Here is a 14,356-nt window from a genome sequence, read left to right on the forward strand (position 1 = left end):
ACAGATCAAGGCTTCGACATGACCACCGAGCGCAACACCCCGGACAACTGCGACAACCTGCTGCTGGACAATCAGGCCTGCTTCGCCCTGCATTCCACTTCGCTGATGATGACCAAGGTCTACAAACCCTTGCTGCAAGCGCTGGGCCTGACCTACCCGCAATACCTGGCGATGATGGTGTTGTGGGAACGGGACGGTTTGACCGTAGGCGAAATCAGCACGCGGTTGCTGACCGATCCAGGCTCGTTGACGCCGCTGCTCAAGCGCCTGGAAGCCGAAGGCTTGCTCAGCCGCACCCGCAGCCGCGAGGACGAGCGTGTGGTGATCGTCGAACTCACCGAGCAGGGCCGAGCCTTGCGCGACAAGGCCCGGGATATCCCCCAGTGCATCCTCGGCGCTAGCGGAATGACGCTGGAGCGCCTGCAAAACCTGCAAGCGGAGCTACAAGAACTGCGTCGTCACCTGCAAGACAGCCTCTGACTTCAAGACCAACAAAGCCCCCCTGTGGGAGCGAGCCTGCTCGCGATGGCAATGTCACATTCAACCTCTACGTTGACTGACACACCGCCATCGCGAGCAGGCTCGCTCCCACATTTGTTTTGCGCGGGACCGAAAAATCGAGTTCGCCACATCTTCTTGAAAAATCCTCCTCGATAGCTCTAATTCAACACTTCCAGCCAAAACGCCCCCGCTGCCTTTTCGTTTTTTCAAATTTCTTTGAAAATTTATCTTGCGCGCAAAATATTAGCGATATACATTTATCTCGCACTTACTTAGCGCGCAAACATTTAGCGCAAAAAACAAAACCCCGAACGAGGCCTTCACCATGCAAACTCTCTACACCGCAATCGCAACTTCCACCGGTGGCCGTGACGGTCGTGCGGTTTCCAGCGACAACATCCTCGACGTCAAACTCGCCACCCCGAAAGAACTCGGCGGCGCCGGCGGCGCAGCCACCAACCCTGAGCAACTGTTCGCCGCCGGCTACTCCGCCTGCTTCATCGGCGCCCTGAAATTCGCGGCCAGCCAGACCAAACGCAGCATCCCGAACGACGCCTCGATCACCGCCCATGTCGGCATCGGCCAGATTCCTGGCGGCTTCGGTCTGGACATCGACCTGCACATCAGCCTGCCGGGTCTTGAACAAGCCGACGCACAAGCACTGGTCGACGCGGCCCACCAGGTCTGCCCGTACTCCAACGCCACCCGTGGCAACGTCGATGTGCGTCTGCACGTAACCGTCTAAGCGCTGACTACCCAGGCCCGAACAGGAAACGAACATGAACACTTTCAGCAAAGTCTTGACCGGTACCCTTCTCGTCTTGTCCATCAGCAACGCGTTCGCAGGCACCGGGGTTGAACACAACACCCAGGCGTTCCTCGACGTTCTGAACGCCGGTACCGGCAAGCCGATGGAGCAAATGACGCCCGCCGAGGCCCGCGCCGTTCTGGTAGGCGCGCAGGCCGGGGTGAAGCTGACACTGCCAAAAGCCGATGTCAGCCAGAAGACCATTCAAGTCGACGGCCAACCGATCAGCCTGACCATCGTCCGGCCGGCCGGGGTCAAGGGTGAGCTGCCGGTGTTCATGTTCTTCCACGGCGGTGGCTGGGTACTGGGAGATTTCCCGACCCACGAGCGGCTGGTACGTGACCTGGTGACAGGTTCGGGTGCAGCAGCCGTCTTCGTGAACTACACGCCGTCGCCGGAGGCGCATTACCCGGTGGCGATCAACCAGGCTTACGCCGCGACCCGTTGGGTGGCCGAGCACGGTAAAGAGATCAACGTCGATGGCAAGCGCCTGGCGGTAGCCGGCAACAGTGTCGGCGGCAACATGGCGGCGGTGGTTGCGCTGATGGCCAAGGATAAGGGCACACCGGCGATCAAGTTCCAGGTGCTGCTGTGGCCGGTGACTGATGCCAACTTCGAAACGGCGTCCTACAACCAGTTTGCCGAGGGGCACTTCCTCACCAGGAACATGATGAAGTGGTTCTGGGACAACTACACCACCGATGCCAATCAACGGAACGAGATCTACGCCTCACCACTGCGCGCGACCACCGCCCAGTTGAAAGGACTGCCTCCAGCGCTGGTGCAGACCGCCGGAGCCGACGTGTTGCGCGACGAAGGTGAAGCCTACGCCCGCAAACTCGATGAAGCCGGTGTGCCGGTGACCTCGGTTCGCTACAACGGCCTGATCCACGACTACGGTTTGCTCAACGTAGTGAGCCAGGTGCCGGCGGTGCGTTCGGCGATGTTGCAGGCGTCTGAAGAACTGAAACAGCACTTGAAATAACACCGCCCAACTGTAGGAGCGAGCCTGCTCGCGATGGACGCCCAGACAACGCGGGCATTCAGGAAGCTCGCGTTATCGTTAACGCCCATCGCGAGCAGGCTCGCTCCTACAGGAGAACTGGATGTTTCATCCAGGCACAAAAAAGCCCGACTCAATGGTCGGGCTTTTTCATTCCTGAAGCTGTGCTTATTTGGCACGGCCTTTGTAGGAACCGCCTTCGCGGGTATCGATCTCGATCATGTCGCCGATTTCGATGAAGTCAGCAACCGACAGCTCGGTACCGTTCTTCAGTTTGGCAGGCTTCATTACCTTGCCGGAAGTGTCGCCGCGAGCGGAACCTTCGGTGTAGTCAACCTGACGCACGATGGTGGTCGGCAGCTCTACGGAAACCAGACGCTCTTCGAAGAAGATCGCTTCGCAAACATCGGTCATGCCTTCTTCAACGAAAGGCAGAACGGCTTCGATGTCTTCAGCGTTCAGCTCGTACATGGTGTAGTCGGTGGTGTCCATGAACGTGTAGGTATCGCCGCTGATGAAGGACAGGGTCGCTTCTTTGCGGTCGAGGATTACGTCGTCCAGTTTGTCGTCGGCGCTGTAAACGATCTCGGTCTTGTAACCGGTCAGCAGGTTCTTCAGCTTGGTCTTCATGATCGCGCTGTTACGACCGGACTTGGTGAATTCAGCTTTCTGAACCAGCCAAGGATCGTTTTCGAGACGAATCACGGTCCCGGGTTTCAGTTCTTTACCAGTTTTCATTGCGAATATCCGAATTTGGATGGGATTTACAAAAATCTAGGCCGCGTATCATATCCAATTTCCATAAAACTGTACCAGCGCCGTGGCAAGATCGGCCTGCAAGGCCTGCTCCAGACACCACGCCTCGGCGTGTTTTTCCAGCTCTGGCCAGTGTTTACGGGTGAATTGCCAGTGGTCGGCCATTTTCTCACCGGCGTTCCACGCGCGCCAGAGACCGCTGATCGCCTCCCGTGCAGGTTCAGAAAGCCCCTTTATATAGACTTCGAGGAAGGCCTCGAGTTTGTCCAGATGGATATCTTCTTCCTGCCGGTAGATGTGCCAGAGAAATGGCCGGCCGGCCCATTGAGCGCGCACAAAGGAGTCTTCGCCGCGCACGGCATTGAAATCGCAACACCACAGCAACAAGTCGTACTGGTCCTGGCGGACGAACGGCAGCACTTGCACGGTCAAGGCATCACGCACATGCACCGCACCGGCCGCCAAACCCTCCATACCGAGCCAACGTTCTACGTCGCCGAGAATCCGCCCTTCCGGCACCAGCAGATGAGTGGTCGTCGAATCGCCTGCCATCCCATCGAGCCAACTGCTCAAACCGGTATTTTCGTAGGCAAACAATGAGATCATCTGTGCGCCGGGTGCAGGATCAATCCCCAAACCTTGCAGGAATTCTCTTTGAGCCTGCGGGTTTTGCTGAAATTGCCGACGACGCTCAAGCAACCCGCGCTCACGTAACAACCCCCCAGTGCCCTTCTGGAACCCCGGAAAGAAAAAGAACTTCTGCACGCTTTTGTATTTCACCGAGGGCAAACCGTGGCAGCCGATGACCCAGTCCTCGGCACTCAGGTAATCGAGGTTCATCCACAGCGGCGTTTTTTCCCGCTCGGCCATGGCCTCCATATAGGCGCTCGGCAACTGGCAGGCAAATGCAGCAATCACCACATCGGCGGCTTCGGTCGGCTGCCACTCGGCGGGCCATTGGCGCACTTCGACGTCTTGCTGCCACTGCTGCACAGCATGGATGTCGATTTCCGGGCACAGGCGCTCGAACGCTCGCAGATCATCGACCCACAGACGCACCGCCACTCCATGCTCGGCCACCAGTTGCCGGGCCAGTCGCCAGGTCACGCCGATGTCGCCGAAGTTGTCGACCACGGTGCAAAAAATATCCCAGCGGGTTTTTATTTCAGGCATTGCAGGCTCCCGTTGGCAAAGGCGCCGATTGTCCGCATAAATTACCCCGTACAGAAGAGCCGACGGCGATTATTCTTCATGCGACAATCGCCACTCGCCAGTGACCTTTCGCCAAGAGGCAACCATGCCCCACCGCCCCACTCCGCGCCGTTCTTTCCCGATCAGCCTCAACGCCCTGCAACTGACCGGCAGCATCGCCCTGGGCATATGGCTGGGATTCATTGCCATTGTGCTGACCTGCTGGCTCGCTTCGCGCCTGCTTTTCAGCGAACAATTGGCATCTGTGGCGGCAGCTGTGGAACAACTGGCCAAACCACCGGTGGTGACTCAACCAGTGCCGGACATCGCGCCACAGAGCCCGCTGTTCGAGCAATATGAAGAAAATCTGCGCAAGAACGAGCAGCGGCAACGGCTCGATCAGGCGCGCAGCAGCGGTCGCAACCTGTCCAACCCAAGCTGTCAGTTCTGGCTGCAACAGGACCGGACTGCACCCAGCGAAAAAAGCCGCGCCAACGTCCAGCAATTCTGCGATTGATCATGAATAAGCATACCGTCCACCAACTGATTCTCGATAAGCTGCGGATCGATCTCGACATCTCTGAACGGGCCGCACAAACCGCCTACGAAACGGCGACCCATGAAGAAAACATCGCCGAGAACAAATACGACACCCTGGGGCTGGAAGCCTCCTATCTCGCGGCAGGACAAGCCAGGCGGGTCGAGGAAATTCGCCAGTCACTGAGCCTCTGCCAGAACCTGGCCCTGCGCCCGTATGACGATCAGCGGGGCATCGAAGTGGGCGCGCTGCTCGGGCTCGAGGACGAGAAGGGGCGCGAACAATGGCTGTTTCTTGCCCCCGATGCAGCCGGATTGAAGGTCGATCTGGTGGGGCAACTGATAACCGTCATCACCCCGCGCTCACCGCTGGGCAAAAGCCTGCTGGGCAAGTTCGAGGGCGATGAGGTGGAGATCATGGTGGCGGGCGCTCGGCAACAGTTCGCTGTCACCGAGGTGATTTGACCGGCAGGAAACGCTATCAGTGAACGGGCAGTTCGACGCCGTCGAACAGCTCTTCCAGTTCCTGCTTGTTGTGGCATTGAATGGCCTTGGCCATGACTTCGCGGGTCAGGTGCGGCGCGAACTTCTCGATGAAGTCGCACATGAAACCCCGCAGGAAGGTGCCGCGACGGAAGCCGATCTTGGTCACGCTGGACTCGAATAACTCACTGGCATCGAGCACCACCAGGTCGCTGTCGAGTTTGCTGTCGACGGCCATTTTCGCCACGATGCCCACGCCCAGACCCAGGCGAACATAGGTCTTGATCACGTCGGCGTCGGCGGCGGTGAACACCACTTTCGGCGTCAGGCCACGATGGCTGAACGCTTCGTCGAGTTTCGAACGACCGGTAAAACCGAACACATACGTCACGATCGGGTACTCGGCCAGCGCTTCGAGGGTCAGTTTCGACAGTTTGGTCAACGGGTGCCCTTGAGGCACGACCACGCAACGGTTCCAGCGGTAGCACGGCATCATCACCAGATCACCGAACAGCTCGAGCGCTTCGGTGGCAATGGCGAAATCCACGGTGCCATCAGCGGCCATTTCGGCGATTTGCATGGGCGATCCCTGGTGCATATGCAGGGCAACGTCCGGATATTGCTTGATGAAATTGCTGATCACCGGCGGCAACGCATAACGCGCCTGGGTGTGGGTGGTGGCGATCGACAGGGTGCCTTTCTTCTCGTTGGAGAATTCCTGGGCGATCTGCTTGATGCTTTCAACCTTGCGCAGAATTTCGCCAGCGGTGGTGATGATGCGCTCGCCGGCCGGGGTAACCCGGGTCAGGTGCTTGCCGCTGCGGGCGAAAACCTCGACGCCCAGTTCGTCTTCCAGCAGACGGATCTGTTTACTGATGCCCGGTTGAGAGGTGTAAAGACTTTGGGCTGTAGCGGAAACGTTGAGGTCGTGGTGCGCCACTTCCCAGATGTAGCGCAATTGTTGAAGCTTCATATGAATCCCTCAAAGCAGGTAGACGCCACGGGCATCAGCGACGGTATATAACTATATTAATGGTACGAAGAATAAATCTAGAACTTTTTTATCAAATTGCCATTATTCTGTTCTAGCGATCCCCTTGCCGACGACGTTGCATCAGCGGCACCAGATAGACCGGTACCTTGGACAGTTGCAGCACACGGGCGGCGGTTCGCCCCAGAGGCGTTTCCGCACCCGCACCGTGGCTGTGACTTCCTACGATCAACAAATCCACGGAGAGTTTCTGCGCCTGGTCCAGAATCACCTGCGATGGGTCGCCCTGCAGCACCCGTACTGCCTGAATCCGCTCCAGATCGTGCTCCCCTTCATCCCCCAACTCCTCACGAAAACTGTCGAGCACACGCTGCTCGATACTGGCAATCACAGTATTCAGGCCCTGGCTGTGAAACTCGTTCAGCGCCTGTTCATCGAGATAACTTTCGAGCACCGATTCAGCAAACAACCCCATGGGTTCAACCGCATGCACCACATACAAATCGGCATTGAAGATCCGGGCCAGCTCCAGGGCATGCTGCATCACCACGGGCGCGTACAGGCCAAGGTCAGTGGCATACAGCATCGAACGAATCATATGACCTCCTCGACTGCCAACATGGCGGAGATTTGATTCAGCTTAGCAGTGCCTTGGCGACTGCGACGTGCGGCGCAACGCATTGAACGGCGGGCTTAAACCTTTTGCTCGTTGCTTATGCCATGGGGCACATGACCGGTGGCGACGACTTCACGGGCCAATTCGCAGTGGCCGGCCTGATCGTCGAAAAACACATCGGCCGCGAAGGCTTCGAGAAAGGCTGACTTGGTCAGGCCGCCGAGGAACAGCGACTCGTCGAGACGGATGTCCCATTCGCGCAACGTGCGAATCACTCGCTCATGGGCCGGCGCCGATCGCGCCGTGACCAGCGCAGTACGGATCGGACAGGCGTCCTCCGGGAACTCACGCTGCAAAAGATTGAGGGCGGCGAGAAAGCCCTTGAACGGTCCGCCGCGCAACGGCTCACGGGCGGCCTCACGCTCGCTGGCCTGGAACGCCTCCAGACCACCGGCCTGATAAATGCGCTCCGACTCATCGGAAAACAGCACCGCGTCTCCGTCGAAGGCGATGCGCAATTCGTCGCTGGCCGCACGACTGGCACCGCCCGACAGAATGGTCGCCGCGGCGAACCCGGCGTCCAGTGCATTGCGTACGTCTTCGGCGTGGGTCGAGAGAAACAGGTCGCAGCCAAAGGCCTTGAGGTAGGGATACGGACTGCGCCCGCCGACAAAGGCCGCGCGCGAGATTGCCAGGCCATAATGGTCAATTGAGTTGAATACCCGCAGCCCGGTGTCGGCGCTGTTGCGCGACACCAGAATCACCTCGACCCGGGCACGGCCAAGGCTATTGTTGAGGTTCAGGAGTTTGTGCACCAACGCAAAGGCATCGCCGGGTTGGAGGATTTCGTCTTCGTGTTCGATCTGATACTGCCGGTAGGCTTCGACGCCGCTCGACAGATAGACCTTGTGGCTTTCGCTCAGGTCGAACAGCGCCCGCGAAGAAATCGCCAGCACCAGTTTGTCGTCAATTGCCTTTGGCATGCCCTTCCCCCTCAGGTCGGTCGACTCAGGTGTTTCGTCGATCAATGAAACTCAAACTGCGATACAAGGCCTCGATGCGCGGCATCTCACACCCCGCGGCCCTGGCGGCCGCCAGTGGCCGGGCGTAGATCGCGGCCAGCTCCAGCGGTCGCTTGTGCAGGAAATCGTGGTACATGCTCGGCCAGTAGTCAGGCATTTTTTCGGTCACCATGAACAGGTGCTCGGCATACCCCGCCGGTACACCGTGCCCGCACGCGACTGCGCCTTGCACCACTTCAGCCATCAGCGCCTTGATCAGTTCACGACTGTCGGCATCGGCCATCAACGGTGTGGTGCTCGCTCCCAGCAACACCGAGAGACCGTTGTACGGGATATTCCAGACCAGTTTTTGCCAACGCGCCTGATACAAATTCGCCATGGCCTGGGAATCGAGGCCGGCGTTGCGAAACAGCCCGACACCCTCCTCGACAATCGCAGTGCGTGCCGGCCCGTCGGCGGGACCGCTGTGATAACCAACGTGCACTGCGCCCAGCGCCTGATGGGTGATGACGCCCGGCGCCTCGCGATGGACGCAGATGTAGCAGAGCCCGCCGAGCACATGCAGCGAATCGGGGAGCAACTCACGCAGGCTGTCCTCGACGTCCAGGCCATTTTGCAACAGCAGTACCCTGGCGTTCGGTGCCGCCGCTTGCAGGATGGCGGGTGCCAGGCCTGCATTGCTGGTGGTTTTCGCGCCCACCAGCAGCCAGTCGCAGAGCGGCATGTCTTCGGCGTTCGAATAAGCCTGCACCGGGTTCAGTTTCAGCGCACCGTGGGGCGCGCTATCGACTTGCAACCCGTGCTCGGCCACGGCGCAAAACTCGCTGCGCAGCAGAAAATGCACATCAAAACCGGCACGCGCCAGCATCATCCCGTAGAAACCGCCGATTGCGCCGGTCCCGATAATGCCGATTCTCGGCCTGGCAACTGTCCCCATCATGGCAACTCCTCTGCTGTTCGGCTCAACGCCTGGCGCACCGCCCGATTGAGCTCGGTGTCGGTCAGGCGGGATTTCAGTGCTCCAAAGAATTCGCCGTCGCGAACAACAAACAGCGCCGGCAAGTGAAAGACCTGATAACGCTCGACCACCCCGCCGTTGTTGCCGGCATCGATCCAGCACAGTCGATCGACTGCCAGGTCGAGTGTCGGCAATTGCTCACGGGCAAAACGGCAACCGGCGCAGCCGACACTGGTGAAAATAACCAGCGATACGCCGCTCATCGCCAGCAGCCGTTGGTCGGCGTCAAAATCGGTCAGTTCCAATTCGACCACTATACTGGGGAGAACAATGTCAGATGGCCGACACATGGAGTCTGTGTTCATGGGACGTTTTATTCCTCACCCTGACGATGTTCCCGTCGAATTAACGTTGCTGAAACCTGAGTGTATTTCGCGACGACAGCTGCACACTATCAGTCTCGGGGGCATGGCTTGCAATTATCACCGCGCGTGGCGCTACGGCACGGCGCTGGAGGTACGCATGCCGACCGTGAACCCGGACATGCGCTATCTGGGCTATGTCGCCTGGTGCCTGCGGCGCAAACGCGGTTATCTGGTGGGCATCGCCTTTGTCGACGAGCAAACGCTGTTCAGCGCCCGAATGGGCGAGCAGGTGTGCCAGATCGAACGCTACTGCCGCCTGCATGACACCCATGACGACTTGCAGGATATCCAGGCCCTGGCCCTCGAATGGGTCCAGGAGCATGCCGACGAGTTCTCTCACGATTCGGTGCAAAGGGCTTTTGCCGAGCCTGTGCCGGATTAGGGGTATTGCCGAAGCGTTTGCCGGTCACGTTGGGGAAAACTCACTGAGAATGGCCCCTAAACCGGTGTCTGCCCATTGTCGAGCCACGGTGTAACGCGCTAAGGTTCGGCTTCCCGACGCGCTTAATTTGCTGTGCTCCGCCGCGCGGGTTCGCTGGCGGCCGGCACCCGTGACCTGACGAGTAAACGATGGCTGATTTACCGATCAACGACCTAAACGTCGCCTCCAACGAGACTCTGATCACTCCCGATCAGCTCAAGCGCGATATTCCCCTGAGCGACGCCGCACTGCGCACCGTCACCAAGGGCCGCGAAGTCATTCGCAACATTCTGGATGGCACCGACCACCGCCTGTTCGTTGTCATCGGGCCTTGCTCGATCCACGACATCAAGGCCGCCCATGAGTATGCCGAGCGCCTGAAGGTTCTCGCTGCCGAAGTGTCCGATACCCTGTATCTGGTCATGCGCGTTTATTTCGAGAAGCCACGTACCACCGTCGGCTGGAAAGGCTTGATCAACGACCCGTACCTGGACGACTCGTTCAAGATCCAGGACGGCTTGCACATCGGTCGCCAGTTGCTGCTGGACCTGGCCGAAAAAGGCCTGCCGACCGCCACCGAAGCCCTCGACCCGATCTCCCCGCAATACTTGCAGGACCTGATCAGCTGGTCGGCCATCGGCGCGCGCACCACCGAATCCCAGACTCACCGTGAAATGGCCTCCGGCCTGTCCTCGGCCGTCGGCTTCAAGAACGGCACCGATGGCGGCCTGACCGTGGCGATCAACGCCCTGCAGTCGGTTTCCAGCCCACACCGCTTCCTGGGCATCAACCAGGAAGGTGGCGTGTCGATCGTGACCACCAAGGGCAATGCCTACGGTCACGTGGTATTGCGCGGCGGCAACGGCAAGCCGAACTACGATTCGGTCAGCGTTGCGCTCTGCGAACAGGCGTTGAACAAGGCGAAGATCAAGCCGAACATCATGGTCGATTGCAGCCACGCCAACTCCAACAAGGATCCGGCCCTGCAACCGCTGGTGATGGAAAACGTCGCCAACCAGATCCTCGAGGGCAACAAATCGATCATCGGCCTGATGGTTGAAAGCCACCTGAACTGGGGCTGCCAGGCGATTCCGAAAGACCTCGCCGACCTGCAATACGGCGTGTCGATCACCGACGCCTGCATCGACTGGACCGCGACCGAAAACACCTTGCGCAGCATGCATGCCAAGCTCAGGGATGTACTGCCTAAACGCGATCGCAGCTGATCGCTTTTAGCGAACACACAAAAACGCCGGACTAAACCCGGCGTTTTTTTATACGTTCGTTTTATTGAAGGTCACTGACTCAGCTTGGCCGCATGCCGCTGGTGACGCTCCATGTAGCGCTCGACGTAGGAACACGATGGAATGACGGTGTAGCCCATTTCCTCCGCGTACTCCAGCGCCTTCTCGGTCAAGGCTGCCGCAATACCGCGACCACGCAACGCGTTGGGCACGAAGGTGCGATAGATATCCAGGGTCTGCTTCCCCAGATCCATATAGGTCAGATAGGCACGATGACCGTCCACAATGGTCTCGAACTGATGACCAGCCTGGTCATGGTGGATGGACAACGCCTCGCTCATCACTACTCCTCGCGGGTCTGGAATTCCGACCCCTACCTTACCGATGTTTTTCCGGCGAAGGAACATCTACGCCACCCCGTGCCTGAATGGACACCGAGAAGAGCTGCACCGATCTCGCGCTACCGAGCACCTACAAATAGTAGGCACCATTGGCAGAAATGCTCAAGGTGCGCTCGTCATCGTGCGGGTTGGCGGGTGCTGCTCCGGATCACGCAGGAATGGCTCGACCGAAGATCACTCCGGGTCGATAGCCTGAACATTGCCGGATGTTGAGACTTAAGACGAGCGCCCATTGTTAAAGTCACCTGAATATCGAGAAAGATATTGAGGGGCGCTACGCAAAAGCCGAACAAAAGTGTAGGCGAATCCATGTAGGCGGCTCTAGCCAGACTGGAAAAAGAGCGGTATACCCAAGGAACTTTTTCTCGTCAGCTGGCTCAGCCACGGGCCTTGCAGCTGGATGTTTTTTAATCAGTTCAGTTAAAAGTTGCTCGAAAAAGAATCAACGCCTACAATTTTTTTTGCTTCTTGCGTCACGTCAGTTTTACTTACTACAAGTAATAGGTAGTATGTACGCCGGCTATTTCCTCAATCGGAGGAGATAGCTACTTAATAGAAAGTCCTTGAAGGGGAACACGATGAACAACGTTCTGAAATTCTCTGCTCTGGCCCTGGCCGCAGTTCTGGCTACCGGTTGCAGCAGCGCATCGAAAGAAACCGAAGCACGTCTGACCGCTACTGAAGACGCAGCTGCTCGCTCCCAGGCTCGTGCAGACGAAGCTTACCGTAAAGCTGATGAAGCTCTGGCTGCTGCTCAAAAAGCACAACAGACTGCTGACGAAGCTAACGAGCGTGCTCTGCGCATGCTGGACAAAGCTAGCCGCAAGTAATAGTCCTTCGGGATTGTTATCAAGCCGACCCATTTTTTGGGTCGGCTTTTTTATTGCCCGGCGTTTCTCCGGGCAATAAAAAACCCGTCGACGCGGTCCGCGCCGACGGGTTCCTTACAAGCTTACTGCATCAGGTCGACCGGAGTGCTCGACACCATCGGTGCAGCGTTGTTGCCCGGCACAGCAATCTCCACCGGCAGGCCGTCTTCAGCGGCAACCACATCACGCACCACATCCCAGTTCATGCGCAGGTTGTTAGTGATGTCTTCACGCTTGAGCATCGCGTTGATGACCGCTGTGTGCTTGTCGACCACCGACGGGTTGCCCTTGTCGTCCAGCGGCGTATGCGCCTCCAGATAGACCTTGCCGCCACTCAAGCCAAACTTGTACGGGTCGTTGATGATCCGCACCGACGTACCGACCGGTACCATGCCCGCCATTTCCAGCACGTTGTTGTTGAACATGCGGAAGCAACCGTGGCTGGTGCGCATGCCGATACCGAACTTCTTGTTCGAACCGTGGATCAGGTAGCCCGGTGTGCCCAGGGTGAACTTGAACGGCCCCAGCGGGTTGTCAGGGCCGGCCGGCACGACGTTGGGCAGCGGATCACCGTCGGCTGCGTGTTCGGCCTTGATCGAAGCCGGAGGCGTCCAGGTCGGGTTCGGCGTCTTGGCGGTGATGCTGGTGTGGGCAATCGGCGAGCCCCAGCCTTCACGACCGATACCCAGCGGGAACGTGTACACCACGTTTTTGCCTTTCGGGTAGTAGTAGAGGCGGTACTCGGCCAGGTTGATCACGATGCCTTCACGCGGGCCTGGTGGCAGGATGAAGCGGGTCGGCAGAATGATTTCCGTGCCGACGCCTGGCAACCAGGCATCGACACCCGGGTTGGCCGCGACCATTTCCGTGTAGCCCAGATCGTAGGCGGTACCAAGGTCGGCGAAGGTATCTTCGTACTTGGCCTTGATCACCTGCACCTGGCCGATGATGTCTTCACCGGGCGGTGGCAGGGGAAACTCCAATGCTGCAACGGGACCGGCCACCAAAAGGGCGGCAAGTGTCAGGCAGCGGGTGACGGCAGGAAAGCGCGACAACATCCGGAAAATCCTTCGCATGATCAACTGAGAGTATAAGCACGCGATTGTACACCGCTGTCCGTTATTTCGGGGAGATGGCCCGATTGCAGGTAATGCAAGGAGATTTTGCGATTGTCCTCGATCCCTGTGGGAGCGAGCCTGCTCGCGATGGCTGTGTGCTGGGCGATGAGTGTTTTGTAGGTGTACATATCCGTTGCTGCGGTAACGGCCTCTGGCGGTTCCGCTCTTACAGCGGGTCACTTTGAAAAGCGCAAAGTAACCAAACGCTCTTGCCCCTGACATTCGGTGCCTCGCTGTGGCTCGGCATGCCCTCGCTCCGGTCCTGCTCCGTGGGCCCGCCGCGATCGGCCATCCATGGCCGTGCGCGGCTAACCCGGCATCCATGCCGGGTTGCCCACTGCGCAGAACCTCCACTCGGCCTCACGAGGGGGCGTACACCGCAACAGCGCCCGAGGCGGCCTACCGGCCGGCCTGGTTCTTCATGCGTACGCATTTCCCCGTAGGCGCTGTCGAGTGCAACGAGGCTGCGATCTGTTGGCTTTATTCCTGACATACAAGAGCAAAAGATCGCAGCCTTCGGCAGCTCCTACGCAGTGATCCATCCACGAAATCAGGTCGGCTGGCAGGCCGCCTTCGCTGGCAAGCCAGCTCCTACAGAAAAGCAAAGGCAGACCGGCGTACACCCACGCTTCTCACCACTCAACAGGCCGAGCGTTAGCTCGCCTGCAGCTTTTGACCTTGATCCACCCGCCCCCTCGGCAGGCTGAGTGGAGGTGTTTATCCGGGGATTGGCGCGCAGCGCCGTTCGACGCAGTCGAACTCATTGCATGTAGGTCGAAGCGAAGCCGACCGGAGGGCAATGCCCCCGGATGAATACCGGAGCGAAGGAACCCCGAGCCTAAGCGAGGGGCCGTACGTTCGGGGCGAGACCTTTTGGTTCCTTTTGGGGCGTTTGCCAAAAGGGACTCGCCGTAAAGGCCAGCCCTTTCAAGGTCTTCGTTTAGAATCCCCTAAAAACCAGTCAGGGTGACGAAAACGATGTGGACAGAAGTTCTAGCGCGGTTTGAAAAAA

Annotated in this window: 17 protein-coding genes; 8 read left to right on the forward strand and 9 right to left on the reverse strand. The window is 58.7% G+C overall.

Annotated elements, in window-relative coordinates:
• Positions 1-18 precede the first annotated feature (18 nt).
• The 3 genes from C8K63_RS27965 to C8K63_RS27975 all read left to right on the forward strand — a co-directional run bounded on the left by C8K63_RS27965 (position 19) and on the right by C8K63_RS27975 (position 2,294).
• Positions 19-480, forward strand: coding sequence for a MarR family winged helix-turn-helix transcriptional regulator (locus tag C8K63_RS27965; protein WP_008017203.1), 462 nt, complete (start codon positions 19-21; stop codon positions 478-480).
• 346 nt (positions 481-826) lie between these two features.
• Positions 827-1,246: an organic hydroperoxide resistance protein gene (locus C8K63_RS27970; protein ID WP_108219639.1), complete on the forward strand. Its 420-nt coding sequence runs from the start codon at positions 827-829 to the stop codon at positions 1,244-1,246.
• A 34-nt stretch (positions 1,247-1,280) separates the two neighbouring features.
• Positions 1,281-2,294, forward strand: a complete 1,014-nt coding sequence (locus C8K63_RS27975; protein ID WP_108219640.1) for an alpha/beta hydrolase — start codon at positions 1,281-1,283, stop codon at positions 2,292-2,294.
• Between the two features lie 186 nt (positions 2,295-2,480).
• On the opposite strand, the gene C8K63_RS27980 is transcribed toward C8K63_RS27975, so the two are convergent.
• Positions 2,481-3,050: an elongation factor P gene (locus tag C8K63_RS27980; RefSeq protein WP_007943632.1), complete on the reverse strand. Its 570-nt coding sequence runs from the start codon at positions 3,048-3,050 to the stop codon at positions 2,481-2,483.
• A 48-nt stretch (positions 3,051-3,098) separates the two neighbouring features.
• On the reverse strand, positions 3,099-4,241 hold the full coding sequence (gene earP, locus C8K63_RS27985; RefSeq protein ID WP_108219641.1) for an elongation factor P maturation arginine rhamnosyltransferase EarP: 1,143 nt from the start codon (positions 4,239-4,241) through the stop codon (positions 3,099-3,101).
• A gap of 124 nt (positions 4,242-4,365) precedes the next feature.
• Between earP and C8K63_RS27990 the strand changes: the two genes are divergently transcribed.
• Entirely contained in the window at positions 4,366-4,776 is a 411-nt protein-coding gene (locus C8K63_RS27990) for a hypothetical protein (RefSeq protein ID WP_108219642.1), read from the forward strand.
• A gap of 2 nt (positions 4,777-4,778) precedes the next feature.
• Positions 4,779-5,261 (forward strand): GreA/GreB family elongation factor, encoded by a 483-nt coding sequence (locus C8K63_RS27995; RefSeq protein WP_108219643.1) that lies wholly within the window; start codon positions 4,779-4,781, stop codon positions 5,259-5,261.
• Between the two features lie 16 nt (positions 5,262-5,277).
• Here C8K63_RS27995 and cysB read toward each other — a convergent pair whose 3' ends face one another.
• From cysB to C8K63_RS28020, 5 genes are all read right to left on the reverse strand, one after another.
• On the reverse strand, positions 5,278-6,252 hold the full coding sequence (cysB, locus tag C8K63_RS28000; RefSeq protein WP_007998136.1) for an HTH-type transcriptional regulator CysB: 975 nt from the start codon (positions 6,250-6,252) through the stop codon (positions 5,278-5,280).
• Between the two features lie 112 nt (positions 6,253-6,364).
• Positions 6,365-6,868 carry a universal stress protein gene (locus C8K63_RS28005; protein ID WP_108219644.1) on the reverse strand — a complete coding sequence of 168 codons (504 nt, stop codon included), beginning with the start codon at positions 6,866-6,868 and terminating at the stop codon, positions 6,365-6,367.
• Positions 6,869-6,963: 95 nt separating this feature from the next.
• Positions 6,964-7,869, reverse strand: a complete 906-nt coding sequence (locus C8K63_RS28010; RefSeq protein ID WP_108219645.1) for a 5'-nucleotidase — start codon at positions 7,867-7,869, stop codon at positions 6,964-6,966.
• 25 nt (positions 7,870-7,894) lie between these two features.
• Entirely contained in the window at positions 7,895-8,848 is a 954-nt protein-coding gene (locus C8K63_RS28015) for a putative 2-dehydropantoate 2-reductase (protein WP_108219646.1), read from the reverse strand.
• On the reverse strand, positions 8,845-9,231 hold the full coding sequence (locus C8K63_RS28020; protein WP_108219647.1) for a co-chaperone YbbN: 387 nt from the start codon (positions 9,229-9,231) through the stop codon (positions 8,845-8,847). Before C8K63_RS28020 ends, C8K63_RS28015 begins: the two co-directional genes overlap by 4 nt.
• Between C8K63_RS28020 and C8K63_RS28025 the strand changes: the two genes are divergently transcribed.
• Positions 9,230-9,673 carry a PilZ domain-containing protein gene (locus tag C8K63_RS28025; RefSeq protein WP_108219648.1) on the forward strand — a complete coding sequence of 148 codons (444 nt, stop codon included), beginning with the start codon at positions 9,230-9,232 and terminating at the stop codon, positions 9,671-9,673. The two genes, C8K63_RS28020 and C8K63_RS28025, sit on opposite strands and share 2 nt — an antisense overlap.
• A 188-nt stretch (positions 9,674-9,861) precedes the next feature.
• Positions 9,862-10,938 carry a 3-deoxy-7-phosphoheptulonate synthase gene (locus tag C8K63_RS28030; RefSeq protein WP_108219649.1) on the forward strand — a complete coding sequence of 359 codons (1,077 nt, stop codon included), beginning with the start codon at positions 9,862-9,864 and terminating at the stop codon, positions 10,936-10,938.
• Between the two features lie 71 nt (positions 10,939-11,009).
• Here the strand turns inward: C8K63_RS28030 and C8K63_RS28035 are convergent, their stop codons facing one another.
• Entirely contained in the window at positions 11,010-11,297 is a 288-nt protein-coding gene (locus C8K63_RS28035; RefSeq protein WP_057397257.1) for a GNAT family N-acetyltransferase, read from the reverse strand.
• A 638-nt stretch (positions 11,298-11,935) separates the two neighbouring features.
• Between C8K63_RS28035 and oprI the strand changes: the two genes are divergently transcribed.
• Positions 11,936-12,187: an outer membrane lipoprotei OprI gene (oprI, locus tag C8K63_RS28040; protein ID WP_003199355.1), complete on the forward strand. Its 252-nt coding sequence runs from the start codon at positions 11,936-11,938 to the stop codon at positions 12,185-12,187.
• A 122-nt stretch (positions 12,188-12,309) separates the two neighbouring features.
• Here the strand turns inward: oprI and C8K63_RS28045 are convergent, their stop codons facing one another.
• Positions 12,310-13,284 carry a L,D-transpeptidase family protein gene (locus C8K63_RS28045; protein ID WP_108219650.1) on the reverse strand — a complete coding sequence of 325 codons (975 nt, stop codon included), beginning with the start codon at positions 13,282-13,284 and terminating at the stop codon, positions 12,310-12,312.
• Positions 13,285-14,356: the final 1,072 nt, after the last annotated feature.

The organism is Pseudomonas sp. GV085, from assembly GCF_003050925.1.
In the GTDB taxonomy this organism is placed as follows: domain Bacteria; phylum Pseudomonadota; class Gammaproteobacteria; order Pseudomonadales; family Pseudomonadaceae; genus Aquipseudomonas.

What these genes read in the sequence shown, in the direction of transcription:
- C8K63_RS27965 (WP_008017203.1), top strand. Translation starts at nt 19, where the DNA reads ATGACCACCGAGCGCAACACCCCGGACAACTGCGACAACCTGCTGCTG.
- C8K63_RS27970 (WP_108219639.1), top strand. Translation starts at nt 827, where the DNA reads ATGCAAACTCTCTACACCGCAATCGCAACTTCCACCGGTGGCCGTGAC.
- C8K63_RS27975 (WP_108219640.1), top strand. Translation starts at nt 1,281, where the DNA reads ATGAACACTTTCAGCAAAGTCTTGACCGGTACCCTTCTCGTCTTGTCC.
- C8K63_RS27980 (WP_007943632.1), bottom strand. Translation starts at nt 3,050, where the DNA reads ATGAAAACTGGTAAAGAACTGAAACCCGGGACCGTGATTCGTCTCGAA.
- earP (WP_108219641.1), bottom strand. Translation starts at nt 4,241, where the DNA reads ATGCCTGAAATAAAAACCCGCTGGGATATTTTTTGCACCGTGGTCGAC.
- C8K63_RS27990 (WP_108219642.1), top strand. Translation starts at nt 4,366, where the DNA reads ATGCCCCACCGCCCCACTCCGCGCCGTTCTTTCCCGATCAGCCTCAAC.
- C8K63_RS27995 (WP_108219643.1), top strand. Translation starts at nt 4,779, where the DNA reads ATGAATAAGCATACCGTCCACCAACTGATTCTCGATAAGCTGCGGATC.
- cysB (WP_007998136.1), bottom strand. Translation starts at nt 6,252, where the DNA reads ATGAAGCTTCAACAATTGCGCTACATCTGGGAAGTGGCGCACCACGAC.
- C8K63_RS28005 (WP_108219644.1), bottom strand. Translation starts at nt 6,868, where the DNA reads ATGATTCGTTCGATGCTGTATGCCACTGACCTTGGCCTGTACGCGCCC.
- C8K63_RS28010 (WP_108219645.1), bottom strand. Translation starts at nt 7,869, where the DNA reads ATGCCAAAGGCAATTGACGACAAACTGGTGCTGGCGATTTCTTCGCGG.
- C8K63_RS28015 (WP_108219646.1), bottom strand. Translation starts at nt 8,848, where the DNA reads ATGATGGGGACAGTTGCCAGGCCGAGAATCGGCATTATCGGGACCGGC.
- C8K63_RS28025 (WP_108219648.1), top strand. Translation starts at nt 9,230, where the DNA reads ATGGGACGTTTTATTCCTCACCCTGACGATGTTCCCGTCGAATTAACG.
- C8K63_RS28020 (WP_108219647.1), bottom strand. Translation starts at nt 9,231, where the DNA reads ATGAACACAGACTCCATGTGTCGGCCATCTGACATTGTTCTCCCCAGT.
- C8K63_RS28030 (WP_108219649.1), top strand. Translation starts at nt 9,862, where the DNA reads ATGGCTGATTTACCGATCAACGACCTAAACGTCGCCTCCAACGAGACT.
- C8K63_RS28035 (WP_057397257.1), bottom strand. Translation starts at nt 11,297, where the DNA reads ATGAGCGAGGCGTTGTCCATCCACCATGACCAGGCTGGTCATCAGTTC.
- oprI (WP_003199355.1), top strand. Translation starts at nt 11,936, where the DNA reads ATGAACAACGTTCTGAAATTCTCTGCTCTGGCCCTGGCCGCAGTTCTG.
- C8K63_RS28045 (WP_108219650.1), bottom strand. Translation starts at nt 13,284, where the DNA reads ATGTTGTCGCGCTTTCCTGCCGTCACCCGCTGCCTGACACTTGCCGCC.